Raw genomic sequence first — 13,366 nt, 5'->3', positions numbered from 1 at the left:
TAAAAAACCAATGACCATTATAAAATTTTTGTTTTAAACAACAATTAAATCCTAAGTATTTTTATAAATTTTTGTGCAAAAATGGTAACATTTTGTCATTAATCATACGCCATTTATTTTTACCCCACATACCGACAATATCAAATCCATCAACAGTTGCCACGCATTTTTATCACTCACGCCCTTGATTGTTTTATCAATGGCATAGACAGCAGATAACCACGCATTATTCTGTCCATGCAATCGCCGTGCCGCCTGTTCATAGACATGTGCCTTACTCTGCCAGATGCCCAGCTCGCTTGATGGTTTACCCGCCTGTATCTGTAAAATCAGCCGTATGTCTTTGGCAACTGCCCACAGTACAATGCTTGGGGCGGTATCGGTGCGTTTTAAATGTTCCAAAATAGCAAGACTCTTTTGGGTATTGCCCATCAGCATATTGTCCGACAAATGAAATACAGTAAAATCCGCCCCATCCACAAGCGACTGTTCCAGCTCATCCACACCAATCATTTGTCCACGTGTATATAAAAAAGACGTCCGCCATAAACACTGATATGCTGACAACAGATGATGTTCTGTGTGTGATAACAGCATTTGCCACGCATCAAAGCTGAGTATCAACCCAAGCTCTTGGGCTTTGGCGGTCAAAATGTCGGTACGTATTTTCTCATTATAAACATTGCCATCAATGATAAGTCCTTGATTATCAAAGAGTTTTAATGATTTGGTGGTCGGTGATTTTTTATCCTGTTTGGGCAGGCACCAAATGAGATGATGATGACTGTGTCCACCCATCACATCATCGGCAAAAGCACTAAGGCGGGCAATTGCTTTTGTGTCAGGTTTGTAATTACCTGTAACAATCAAGGCGGTACTGTCGCCAAAAAGCGATAAATCATTAAGTTTGGCAATCACATCAAACCACGATTTGACAGATGACAGTTCCACACGTTCAATAAGCTGATTATTTTTAGACCATATAGGGCGACAGGCATCAATGAGCCATTGATGCAAAAGCGGTTCATCACTGTGCATGACCCACAGTCCCTTTGTGGGGGTGGTATTGTCGTTTTTAAGGTGATGAAAAAGGGGTAAAAATCGTTGTTGCACAATCTGCTCGCTTAGCGTGCCATGACCCGATAACGCTCAGCAATACGTTCGCCCAGCTGATCATATAACCAACCCTTACTCTCTTCGCCCTGCTGATCAAGGGTTATCACACTCGCTTCGTTATATTGATAGCTTTGCTCCACTTGCATCACAGTGGTTGTGGTTTTATCGCCAACCATGATTTTAACAGTTGCACTTAACACCAAACGAATCTCGGTCAAAGTACCAACCAATTCATAACGGCGAAAATGTAAATTATCCACACGGATTTGATTGGTACTAAGTCCTGTACTTAGGTGCATCAGCTTCAAATGTTTGGTTATGGCTTGTTTTAGGTGTAGGTTTTCTTGACTGTCATCCAGATTAAGCTGTACCGTCTGATGGTCAGGGTCAATCTGCAAATCCTCGCTCATTCCACGCAAAGCAAATCCACACCCTGACAAAGTTAGGGCGGATAAGACAGCTAAGATTAAAAATGGGGCGGTTAAAAATTTTGGCATGGCTGTCCTTGTTACATTAAAAGTTGTATTTAGATGGGGCATTTAGCCTTATCATGGGCAAATCATCTCCAAAAGCCATTTAAAAATCACCCCACAAAATACGCCACGCCATAACCGACCCAATAAATCAGTACTGCCAAAATCACCGCCGTGATGACACTTGCAATATGACGCACAACAGGTGGAGCGATGCTGGTTTGTGTGGTGTTTTTATCACGCACCATTTGCTCGCTTTGTGCCTTGATATAGCTCAGTCGCAACATGGCATGAACGGCGATAAAAACAACAATCACCGCCCAATGCACCTGCAAAAATCCCACAATCAAATTGGCTAAAATGGCAATGTTAGATAACAGACTAAACAGTTTGGTTTTTGGCATAATACAGACGATTTATGAGTGAATTTAAATTTAAAAATAAAATCAGCATGTCGTTTGGGGCATAAATAGCACATCCTACCTAACTGTCAAATAACCACACTCACAAGCTTATTTGGCACAACAATGACCTTTTTGGGTTCGCCTGTGATGAATTTGGCGACACTTTCATGTTGTACTGCCATCTGTTTGATGGTGTCATTGTCTGTGCCTGTTGGTACTTCAATCTCACCACGTACTTTACCGTTTACTTGTACTGCCATGACCACACTATCGCTGGTTAATGCTGATTTGTCAAGCGTTGGGAACATCAAGGAGCGACTGTCAAAACCAAATGTCTCCAACAAATGTTCGCCGACGTGCGGGGCATACAGCGACAATATGGTCAAAAGCGTTACCATCGCTTCATGACGCACCGCCAAATCACCATCATCAGCGACACCAAACGCCCCAATGTCATTGGCAAGCTCCATCAAGGATGATACAGGTGTATTTAGAGCCAAATGCTCCCCCAAGGCAGCATCAATTTTGGCAATGGTCTCGTGTGTCTTACGGCGTAGAGCTTTGGCAGACTTTGACAGACCATGACCCGATGTCTTTAAAATCGCTTCATCCACATCACCGATGGCGGTCAAATGCTCATCAGCCAGTCGCCACACTTTTTTGATAAAATTATAAGGGCCTTTTAGGGCAGAATCCGACCATTCTAGCGTTTGATCGGCAGGGGCGGTAAACATGGTATACAAGCGTACTGTATCTGCACCATACTCACCCATGATGGTCTGTGGGTCCACGCCATTATTCTTGGATTTAGACATTTTTTCAATTTTGCCAATACTGACAGGTTCGCCATCTGCCATGAGTATCGCTTCGTTGCCACGTACTTCTACTTCATAAGGGAAATAGTATGTTTTTGAGCCGTCCGCCTTTTCACGATAAAACGTCCCTGCCAGCACCATACCCTGAGCCAGTAGATTCTCAAAGGGTTCATCTGCTTGAACCAATCCCTCATCACGCATGACCTTATGAAAAAAGCGAGCGTACAGTAAATGCAAAATGGCATGCTCAATACCGCCCACATATTGGTTGACAGGCAGCCATTTACTCACTCCTTGATGCCCAACCATTTGGGTGTCATCGTGGGGCGTGGTAAAACGCTGGGCGTACCAACTGCTCTCCACAAAGGTATCAAAAGTATCGGTCTCACGCTCGGCGGGTTGCCCACATTTTGGGCAGGTGCAGTTCACAAATTCGGGCAGTGATTTTAAAGGATTACCACGACCATCAGGCACGACATCGGTAGGTAGCACCACAGGCAAATCTTGCTCAGGCACAGGCACCGTTCCACAGTATTCACAGTTAATCATCGGAATCGGACAGCCCCAATAACGTTGGCGAGACACCCCCCAATCACGCAGACGGTATTGAACGGTAGCATTTGCCTTATCGCCTGCAATTTCTAGGATTTTGGCACTTGCAGCATCTTTGCCCATGCCATCTAGCACCCCAGAATTTATGCACACGCCATTTTTATCGCCATACCAGTCTTGCCATGTGTCTGTGCTGTATTCTTTACCTTTAAATTCAATGACTTGCTTGATGGGCAAACCATACTTTTTGGCAAATTCAAAATCACGCTCATCATGAGCAGGTACGCCCATGACCGCACCAGAGCCATAGCTCATCAGCACATAGTTAGCAACCCAAATCGCCACATCATCGCCCGTTATGGGGTGCTTGGCAAACAGCCCTGTATCCATACCCATTTTTTCAGCTTTGGCAAGCTCACTTTCAGCAACCGAGCCTTGTTTGCACAGTTTGCAAAATTCGGCGATTTTTTCGTTTTGGCGAGACGCATACTGGGCAAGTGGATGCTCTGCTGACACAGCAAGATAGCTGACACCCATGACGGTATCAGGGCGGGTGGTAAAGACGGTGAGTTTGTCCGCTTGTCCGTCTACTTTATAACTAAAATCAAGCTCCATGCCATGACTTTTGCCAATCCAGTTTTGTTGCATGCTAAGCACTTGTTTTGGCCATTTGTTTTCTAGCAATTTTAAATCATCAAGCAACTCATCTGCATAGTCTGTGATTTTAAAATAATACATCGGAATGTCCCGTTTTTCAACAGGTGCACCTGAACGCCAGCCACAACCGTCCACAACCTGCTCATTGGCAAGAACGGTATTATCCACAGGGTCCCAGTTTACGGTAGACAGCTTTTTATAGACCAACCCTTTTTTATAAAGTTGCAAAAATAGCCATTGCTCCCATTTGTAATACTCAGGCGAGCAGGTGGCAAATTCACGAGACCAATCAATAGACAAGCCAAGCGATTTTAACTGACCACGCATATGCTCAATGTTGGACATTGTCCAGACATGGGGGGCAACTTTGTTGTCAATGGCGGCATTTTCAGCAGGCAAACCAAAAGCATCCCAACCCATGGGTTGCATGACATCATAGCCTTTTTGACGGTAGTAGCGAGATAATACGTCCGTAATGGCATAATTGCGAACGTGTCCCATGTGGAGCTTACCGCTTGGATAGGGGAACATGGAGAGCATATAGCGGGTGGGTTTGCCGTGGTCATTATTATCTGTGTGGTAACGGTTATCGGCTTGCCATTTGGCTTGCTGGGCTTGTTCAATGGCTTTAAAATCGTAATCGTTTAGGCTCATGGTTGGCTAACTCAAAATAAAAAATTTTAACATGCTATTATAGCCGATTTTTGTTATAATTTGCCAATATTTTGTAAAGCGAGACACCCCCATGACGACCATTTATGGCATCAATAACTGCAACACCATGAAAAAAGCGTTTGATTTTTTCAATCAAAACGGCATAACGTATGAATTTTTTGATTATAAAAAGTCGGTACTAAGCCAAGATGACTTTGCCAACTTTGTGGCAACCTTTGGCGAAAAAGTCATCAACAAACAAGGCACAACCTACCGCAAATTTGACGATGAAACTAAGGCAATTTTGGCAAGTGATGATTTGCCCGCCATGTATGAGATGGTCAAGAACAACCTTAGCGTACTAAAACGTCCGATTGTCATGGGAGATGATGTGGCACTTATCGGCTTTGATGAGCATGAATGGGGTGGGGTGTTTGGGGTGTAGTGGTTTAAATTTGGTTTATTAATCAATCACGCCTTTGGGTAGATTATAGAGGTAGATCACATTTGCCCTGTAATAAAGTGTTGATTTTTGGGCGAATGTAATTCGCCCCTATAATCTAAAAAATAACCACCCAACAATCATAAATTACCACTTTAAATTAAGATTGGGCGTTATGTATTTTTAGATAACACTTTATAGATAGCCGTCTATGCACAATAGGATTAATCATTTCTTTTAACGCATGAATACCATCAAAAAATCCTTGTTTGACATACGTTAATTCCCATACATCATTACTTATAAAATTAAATTTGATTGTATCATTCTCAATGGTTATACCAGTGAAAAAATCTGTATGATACGCCAATCCCAACCACAAACCATCCATAATCAATGAATTTTTAATGTCAATCAAATAAACACTCAACGTTTCTTCAAAGGGACAATCATGGGTTGCAAACAAAATAAACTTATCCACATCTACTTGTACAACATCTCTTAGGTGGCATTCATCAATAAATATACCAATGGGTTGGTCATTGACCAAGATTTGTGATTTAGATTCTTTATGATTATCACCGTCATTTATTAATTGAGCGGTAATGTGATACACAATTTTCATAACCCATAAATCTCTTACAGTCAATAAATGGTAGTTTTCCCAAGCCAATCTTGATAATCAGACGAATAAACTGCCTTTATGTATTTTAATTTTAAAACTATTTTAATTTTATAAAAAGTATTTTTAATAAAATCAGAAAAATTTAAAATCACTTTAACCCAACCTTATCATTTATCATCTCTCTCTTTATTTCCCACTTCCTTCGGCTTTACCGTCCCATTAGTTGCCTTTTTTCTAAACGGTCGATTATAAAACGGCTTAAACACCTTTTTATAAAATAGAGTAGCGACAATAAGCCCAAAAGCAAACGCCCACAGACTTGTCAGCCACAAGATAAATTCTAAGAAATACAGCCAACCTGTGCCAATACTTTGGACAAAGCGATGACCAAAATTCGCCCGCTCGTCTTTGGCGATGTATGCCTGTGTGTCGGGCATGACCGATTCAAAAATTTGCGGATTTTGATAAAAGGCAAGTGTTATCGTGCTAAACGCCACTTGCTCGGCAAGAGCCTTGCGGTCAAGCTCGGCAAGGGTTTGGCGGTATTTTGAATCTGTCATCTCGCCCATATGAGCCGATTTGTCCGCCAAATCATCTGTTTTGGTGGCGTTAAGCTCGCCCAGTTTGGCTTGGCGTTCGGCTTCTATTTGGGCGTGTAGGGCGTTACGCTGTAAGTCTAGGGCAACATCGGTGGCGTTAAATTCTTGACCGTCCAAAAACACCACTTGTCCTTGTACCCCCTTCAAAAACTCGCCCATATTTGCCTTGGGGATACGCACCGTCATCATGCCATGACGCACAAAATGGGTCAGCACCTTTAACTGCTCACCCCCAATCGGATAGCGGTGCGTGTCGGTGATGTTGTTATAAATCTTGGACGTTTGGATATATCCGCCCGTTTGTAGGGTTAGGCTCTCCAATTGGTCTTTGGTGGCAACCACGTCTTTGACGGCAAAATTTACATCCGCCTTGATGATAAAGGCTTTGTTTGCCAAATGAACCTGCTCGCCTTGGGTGGTGGTTTGGCTGTCAAGGGTAGGATTATCAGGGTTTGGGCTATTGGGGTTTGAGTTGTCAAGATTTGAATCGCTTACGTCCGCATTGGTAACGTCTGCCATATCCACACTTGCCACATCAGAGCTTGCCGATTGATGAGACATCTCGCCGCCATGGGGCTGTGGGGAGCAGGCGGACAATAAAGCGATAAAGACGATAAGGGCAAGGGATTTTTGCATGGGGATTTCCAAACGGGTTTGGGTTAATATAAATGATTATTCTTTTTAAAGCAAGTTTTACGCATAAAAAAGACGGTGCTAGACCGCCTTTAAAATTTAACCATTAGTTTCTCGCAAAATCTGCGTACCCACACCCTCTTCGGTAAATATTTCAAGCAAACAAGCGTGTGGTACTCGCCCGTCCACAATGGTTGCACTTCTAAGACCTGCTTTGACCGCATCCAACGCCCCTGCAATTTTGGGTATCATGCCCCCACTTATCGTACCATCAGCGATGAGATTGTCCACGTCTGTGGGTGATAGGCTTGTTAGTACGTTACCATCTTTGTCTAGCACGCCCTTGATGTTGGTCAATAAAAGCAGACGTTCAGCACTTAAACACTCTGCCACACGGCTCGCCACTAGGTCGGCATTAATGTTATAGGTCTCACCATGTTCATCAACACCCAATGGAGCGATGACAGGAATAAAATCGCTTTGGATGAGCATGTTAATGACCCCTGTATTAACATGGGCAACTTGACCGACAAAACCCAAATCAATGGGCGTGCCGTCTTTATCATTTATGATAAGTTTGGTCGCTTTGATGAGGTTAGCATCTTTGCCTGTCAAGCCAATCGCTTGCCCACCGTGCTTATTGATGAGATTGACAATGGATTTATTCACGCTGCCGCCCAGTACCATCTCCACCACATCCATCGTGGCTTTGTCCGTAACACGCATGCCATCTATACGGTCAGACTCACGCCCAAGCTCACTCATCAGATTGTCCACCTGCGGCCCTCCACCATGCACCACCACAGGGTGAATGCCAACGGTTTTTAGCAGGACAATATCACGAGCAAAAGAACTCTCTAACACAGGGTCAGTCATGGCATTACCGCCGTATTTGACCACGATGAGTTTGTCTTTGTAACGCTGAATATAGGGCAAGGCGGTTGTAATGACCTCACTTGTGTGTTTGGCCTCATTTAAGGTTAGGGATTGATGAGTTGATGATTTGGACTGCATAAATTTTTCCTTTTAACATAAGTTCATGACAAATAAAACACGCATGGTCAGCGGCGACATTCATGAAACATTTGACATATTACACTCATAATGATCTACCCATAATAATCTACCCAAAAATCATTGAATTCCAGAGCTGCCAAATCCCCCTGCCCCACGTTCACTGTCATCACTAAACTCATCTACAATGTCAAAAACAGGACGTACCACAGGCACAACCACATACTGAGCCATGCGTTCGGCAGGATTTAGCGTAAAATCTGTATCGCTTCTGTTCCATACCGATACCATCAACTCACCTTGATAATCAGCATCAATAAGCCCCACCAAATTGCCCAATACAATACCATGCTTATGCCCAAGCCCAGAACGTGGTAAAATAATCCCTGCAAAATTAGGGTTCTTGATATAAATTGCAAGCCCTGTTCCGATGAGTTTGGTCTGACCTGCCCCAATAACAACAGGCTCATCAATACACGCTCGCAAATCAATCCCCGCTGAGCCATCTGTGGCACGAGTGGGCAAAGGAAAATTAGGGTCGGAGCCGATTTTTGGGTTTAGGAGTTTGACTTGGACGGATTGCATAAGATTACCTTTTTAAATAACTCAATTTCATCAATGATTGGCTAATTTTAAGCAACTGCCCCCAAAAAAGCAACGCAAAAGCCCAAAAAAGACTTTATTTTGCTAAATTATGAAAATTTCATAAAAAATGCTTGACGTATCAAAATTTACCTGTATAATACGCACCACGTTTAGTGATAAGGGTCGTTAGCTCAGTTGGTAGAGCAGTTGACTTTTAATCAATTGGTCGCAGGTTCGAATCCTGCACGACCCACCATTATCACAAACTGACCAAATAAGCCTTGTGCTTAGTGGGTCGTTAGCTCAGTTGGTAGAGCAGTTGACTTTTAATCAATTGGTCGCAGGTTCGAATCCTGCACGACCCACCATTCCCCAATAGCTCAGTTGGTAGAGCATCGGACTGTTAATCCGTGTGTCCCTGGTTCGAGCCCAGGTTGGGGAGCCATATTTTAAAACCCTTTTCTATTTTGGAAAAGGGTTTTTGTTTTTACATTCACTTGATTTTTTGTTTTTTGAAAGCATATAAGTCCTGTTTTTTATTTTCTATTCAAAAAGGAAACCCTCATTTGAGCCTAACTCGAACTCTTAATTTCAAGCTGACCTCTCATGAACTTCGTACCCTGCTTGGCGAATACAACACGCACCTAAAATACCTACAAAACCGCCTTGATATTACCATCATCAATCGTGGTAATGACTTTATATTAACAGGCGATTTGCCTCAGATAACACGTGGTGAATATGTGCTGGGTGAACTTTATGAACTTGCCAAACAATCAGATGACATTAGCCCAGAGGATTTACATCTACTGATACAAGCAAGCCTCGCCAAAGAACCACAAGCAGATAACAATGAGACTCACACACCTGTCAGCCTATCTACTCGTAAGGGCAAAATCACACCAAAGGGGCATAACCAAACCCAGTATGTGCGTCGTATCCTGCTCTCTGACATCTCCTTTGGCGTGGGACCAGCTGGTACAGGTAAGACCTATCTTGCTGTGGCGGTGGCGGTAGATATGTTGGAGCGTGGTGAGATTGAACGGATTTTGCTTGTCCGTCCTGCGGTAGAGGCGGGCGAGAAATTGGGTTTTTTGCCTGGGGATTTGACCCAAAAAATTGACCCCTATCTACGCCCCTTGTATGACGCATTATACCAGATGCTTGGCTTTGAGAAAGTGGGTAAACTTTTAGAACGCCAAATCATTGAAATCGCCCCACTTGCCTACATGCGTGGACGCACGTTAAACAACTCATTTGTGATACTTGACGAAGCCCAAAACACCACACCTGAGCAGATGAAAATGTTCCTTACTCGCTTGGGTTTTGGTTCTCGGGCGGTCATCACAGGCGACACCTCTCAGGTGGATTTGCCTCGTGGACATGAATCAGGACTGACGCAGGCTCTAAAAATTTTGGCAAATATTGATGACATTCATATCACCGAGTTTAACAGTCGTGATGTGGTGCGTCATCATTTGGTGCAAAAAATCATCGACGCCTATGATGCCCATGACTTAATAGAAAGTCAAGCCGAAAGTGAGCGAGCCAATATTCGCAAAAAACAACGTCAAGAACAAGAACTAAATCGCACACTAACCGCCCTATCCTTTTTAAATAGCATAAAAGACGACAAACCACAAGGCAATGACAATAAAGATGTGCAGGACAAACAGGACAACAGTGATGAATAAGATGGCAATCAGCTTTGCCGACAATATGGCAGAGCTTGCTGATTTGCCCATTTATGATGAACAAAAAATGATGGTGATTTTTATACATGCACTGGCAGTCATGAACGAAAAAATCACACACGGCTTGGTGTTGCCTTATTTTCAATTTGACAATTTGACCGCCCAAAATTGGATGAATTTGCCAAAATCACTGGACATTTATGTCTGTGGCGCAGGTGAGGGGCGAGAGTTAAACCTTGACGCTCGTGGCAAGGATTATGCAACCAATATCCTATCTTACCCTAGCGGATTATCCGATGAGATGTGTGTAATGATGAATGCGGTGCCACTTGGGGAGCTTGTGATTTGTCATGATGTGGTGGTGCGTGAGGCAAGCGAACAAGGCAAAAAGACAGATGAACATTTGGCACACCTTATTACACATGGCATTTTACACCTGCTGGGTTTTGACCATGAACTCGGGCAAGACGAACAAGATGAGATGGAGGGTTTTGAGATTGAAATTTTAAACACACTTGGTATTCACAATCCTTATGAATAATCTTATGAATAATCTTATGAATAATAATGTGGTATTTATCCCAAAATAAAATAATGATTATCATTTAACTGCCAATACAAAATCAAATACACCTAGCATGACCCCCAAAATCATGCTAAAATAAGGCAATTTTATTTAATCATCACAGGAAAACTACCATGGCTCATCAAGATGTTCCTGCACAGGACAAAACCCACGATACTGCCTTTTTATCCGAAGCCGATGCTCAGCGTTTACAATTTGAACAAAACGCCCTGCACTATCATGAACATCCCAGACCTGGTAAAATCTGTGTTACTCCAACCAAACAAATCGCCAACCAACGAGATTTAGCTCTTGCCTACTCACCTGGCGTTGCTGTGCCTTGCCTTGAAATAGAAAAAAACCCCAAACTTGCCGCCAAATACACCGCTCGCTCCAATTTGGTTGGTGTCATCACCAATGGCACTGCCGTACTTGGACTGGGTAATATCGGTGCGTTAGCCTCCAAACCTGTCATGGAGGGCAAGGGTGTATTATTTAAGAAATTTGCTGGCATTGATGTTTTTGACATTGAGATTGACCAGACTGACCCTGATAAGTTCATTGAGACAGTGGCAAGCCTAGAACCCACTTTCGGTGGCATTAACCTAGAAGATATTAAAGCCCCAGAGTGTTTTAAAATTGAACGTGAATTGCGTGAACGCATGAACATTCCTGTGTTTCATGATGACCAGCACGGAACTGCCATCATCTCTGCTGCCGCCCTACTAAACGCTTTGCAACTAAATGGCAAAGACATCAGTGAGATTACCCTTGTGTGTTCAGGGGCGGGGGCTGCGGCGATTTCTTGTCTTGACCTTGTCGTGGCACTGGGTGCACGCAAAGAGAACATTTATGTACTTGACTCAAAAGGCGTCATCAGCACCACTCGTAAAAACTTAGATGAATCCAAAGCTCGCTTTGCTCGTGATACTGATAAGACAACACTTGCCGAGGTAATGAACGGTGCGGATGTGTTCTTAGGTCTGTCAGGGCCAGGTGTGGTAAGTCAAGACATGGTACGCTCAATGGCAAAAGACCCCATCATCTTTGCCCTAGCCAACCCAACCCCTGAGATTATGCCAGAGCTTGCCCATGCGGTGCGTTCGGACGTCATCATGGCAACAGGTCGCTCGGATTATCCCAATCAGGTAAACAACGCCCTATGTTTTCCTTATATCTTCCGTGGGGCGTTAGATGTTGGGGCAACGGTCGTCAATGAAGAAATGAAACTTGCCTGTGTACACGCCATCGCTGCCATGGCACACACCGAAGCCACACCATCGGTAGATACCCAAAAAAGCGAGGTCAGTAAGAGTTTTGGACGTGATTATCTCATTCCTGGCCCCTTAGAACCAAATCTTATCTTAGAGATTGCCCCTGCTGTTGCCAAAGCGGCGATGGATACAGGTGTGGCAACCTTACCCATTACTGATTTTGATGCGTATCGCCAAAAACTCTCTGAGTTTATCTACAACAGTGCGCTTGCCATGAAACCCATCTTTAACAAGGCAAAAACCAACCCCAAACGTATTGCCTATGCCGAAGGTGAGGATATTAATGTTTTGCGTGCCGTGCAAGTGGTGGTGGATGAGCAAATCGCCAAACCCATTCTCATCGGTCGCCCTGAGGTCATCAATCAAGAAATCAACAATTTAGGTTTACGCTTGGTTGATGGTCAAAACATTACCATCATCAACCCCAATAACAATCCCCACTATGACAGATATGCCGAGCATCATTACAAAACCAATCAACGTGGTGGCATAAGCTTAGAGTTGGCTCGCCGTGATGTCCGTCGCAAAACCACACTCATCGGTTCGCTCATGGTTGAACTTGGTGATGCTGACGGCTTGATTTGTGGTACTTTTGGTTTTTATCACTTACACCTAAAATACCTAAATCAAGTCATTGGTAAAAAAGAGGGCATATCCAACTTCTATGCCATGAATGCTGTACTCATGCAAAACCGCAACTTATTCATCGCCGACACCTACATTAACGAAGACCCAACCGCCGAAGAGCTTGCCGAGATGACCATTTTGGCAGCCCAAGCGATACGTCGTTTTGGCATCACACCAAAAGTTGCTCTACTGTCGCACTCAAACTTTGGGGCATCTGATCGTGCCTCTGCCCTTAAAATGCGTCAAGTACATGACATTTTAACACAGATGAACGTAGATTTTGAATTTGATGGCGAAATGCACGGTGATACTGCACTGGATGAACGTTTACGTAGCCAAACCTACCCATTTAGCACACTAAAAGGCTCAGCAAATCTGCTCATCATGCCAACGCTTGACAGTGCCAACATTGCCTTTAATCTACTAAAAACTGCCACAGGTTCAGCCGTTTTGGGGCCTATTTTGCTCGGTGCTGATAAGCCTGTACACATCCTAACGCCAAGTGCAACCGCTCGCCGTATCGTCAATATGACCGCCTTATCGGTATCAGATGCTCAGGATGTGGAAAAATAACTCTGCCCAACCCCATAAAAAGCACTCAACTGGGGTGCTTTTTATTCATTCACACTACAATGAC

12 protein-coding genes and 3 tRNA genes are annotated in these 13,366 nt (G+C 43.6%); 7 read left to right on the top strand and 8 right to left on the bottom strand.

Translation table 11 applies throughout. The features are described from left to right. Window positions 1-102 precede the first annotated feature (102 nt). The 4 genes from holA to leuS all read right to left on the bottom strand — a co-directional run bounded on the left by holA (window position 103) and on the right by leuS (window position 4,671). Window positions 103-1,113 (bottom strand): DNA polymerase III subunit delta, encoded by a 1,011-nt coding sequence (gene holA, locus A7456_RS01900; RefSeq protein ID WP_067007006.1) that lies wholly within the window; start codon window positions 1,111-1,113, stop codon window positions 103-105. 11 nt (window positions 1,114-1,124) lie between these two features. After that, complete coding sequence (locus tag A7456_RS01895; RefSeq protein WP_067007003.1) at window positions 1,125-1,613, bottom strand: LPS-assembly lipoprotein LptE; 489 nt, start codon at window positions 1,611-1,613, stop codon at window positions 1,125-1,127. Window positions 1,614-1,699: 86 nt separating this feature from the next. Then, window positions 1,700-1,993 carry a hypothetical protein gene (locus A7456_RS01890; RefSeq protein ID WP_065256063.1) on the bottom strand — a complete coding sequence of 98 codons (294 nt, stop codon included), beginning with the start codon at window positions 1,991-1,993 and terminating at the stop codon, window positions 1,700-1,702. 86 nt (window positions 1,994-2,079) lie between these two features. Beyond that, on the bottom strand, window positions 2,080-4,671 hold the full coding sequence (gene leuS / locus A7456_RS01885) for a leucine--tRNA ligase (RefSeq protein WP_067007000.1): 2,592 nt from the start codon (window positions 4,669-4,671) through the stop codon (window positions 2,080-2,082). Between the two features lie 91 nt (window positions 4,672-4,762). Between leuS and A7456_RS01880 the strand changes: the two genes are divergently transcribed. Further along, on the top strand, window positions 4,763-5,116 hold the full coding sequence (locus A7456_RS01880) for an arsenate reductase family protein (RefSeq protein WP_067006997.1): 354 nt from the start codon (window positions 4,763-4,765) through the stop codon (window positions 5,114-5,116). Between the two features lie 157 nt (window positions 5,117-5,273). Here the strand turns inward: A7456_RS01880 and A7456_RS01875 are convergent, their stop codons facing one another. The 4 genes from A7456_RS01875 to dut form a co-directional block, all read right to left on the bottom strand. Then, window positions 5,274-5,729, bottom strand: a complete 456-nt coding sequence (locus A7456_RS01875) for a hypothetical protein (RefSeq protein ID WP_158512459.1) — start codon at window positions 5,727-5,729, stop codon at window positions 5,274-5,276. Window positions 5,730-5,905: 176 nt separating this feature from the next. Continuing rightward, window positions 5,906-6,973, bottom strand: coding sequence for a DUF4349 domain-containing protein (locus A7456_RS01870; protein WP_067006994.1), 1,068 nt, complete (start codon window positions 6,971-6,973; stop codon window positions 5,906-5,908). A gap of 96 nt (window positions 6,974-7,069) precedes the next feature. Beyond that, window positions 7,070-7,984 (bottom strand): acetylglutamate kinase, encoded by a 915-nt coding sequence (argB, locus tag A7456_RS01865; protein WP_067006991.1) that lies wholly within the window; start codon window positions 7,982-7,984, stop codon window positions 7,070-7,072. Window positions 7,985-8,104: 120 nt separating this feature from the next. After that, window positions 8,105-8,569 (bottom strand): dUTP diphosphatase, encoded by a 465-nt coding sequence (gene dut / locus A7456_RS01860; protein WP_067006989.1) that lies wholly within the window; start codon window positions 8,567-8,569, stop codon window positions 8,105-8,107. A gap of 180 nt (window positions 8,570-8,749) precedes the next feature. Between dut and A7456_RS01855 the strand changes: the two genes are divergently transcribed. The 6 genes from A7456_RS01855 (at window position 8,750) to A7456_RS01830 (ending at window position 13,302) form a co-directional block, all read left to right on the top strand. Next, window positions 8,750-8,825, top strand: a tRNA-Lys gene (locus tag A7456_RS01855). 36 nt (window positions 8,826-8,861) lie between these two features. Then, window positions 8,862-8,937 (top strand) — tRNA-Lys (locus tag A7456_RS01850). A gap of 1 nt (window position 8,938) precedes the next feature. Further along, window positions 8,939-9,014, top strand: a tRNA-Asn gene (locus A7456_RS01845). Between the two features lie 121 nt (window positions 9,015-9,135). After that, window positions 9,136-10,263 (top strand): PhoH family protein, encoded by a 1,128-nt coding sequence (locus tag A7456_RS01840; protein WP_067006986.1) that lies wholly within the window; start codon window positions 9,136-9,138, stop codon window positions 10,261-10,263. Continuing rightward, window positions 10,256-10,804 carry an rRNA maturation RNase YbeY gene (gene ybeY / locus A7456_RS01835; protein WP_145916037.1) on the top strand — a complete coding sequence of 183 codons (549 nt, stop codon included), beginning with the start codon at window positions 10,256-10,258 and terminating at the stop codon, window positions 10,802-10,804. The genes A7456_RS01840 and ybeY overlap by 8 nt, the downstream gene beginning before the upstream one ends. A gap of 158 nt (window positions 10,805-10,962) precedes the next feature. Beyond that, complete coding sequence (locus tag A7456_RS01830; RefSeq protein ID WP_067006979.1) at window positions 10,963-13,302, top strand: NADP-dependent malic enzyme; 2,340 nt, start codon at window positions 10,963-10,965, stop codon at window positions 13,300-13,302. Window positions 13,303-13,366: the final 64 nt, after the last annotated feature.

The sequence above is a fragment of the Moraxella nonliquefaciens genome (genome assembly GCF_001679005.1).
GTDB lineage: Bacteria > Pseudomonadota > Gammaproteobacteria > Pseudomonadales > Moraxellaceae > Moraxella > Moraxella nonliquefaciens.
Note: the sequence above shows the minus strand (reverse complement) of the source record. Positions and strands in the feature narration are given on the sequence as shown.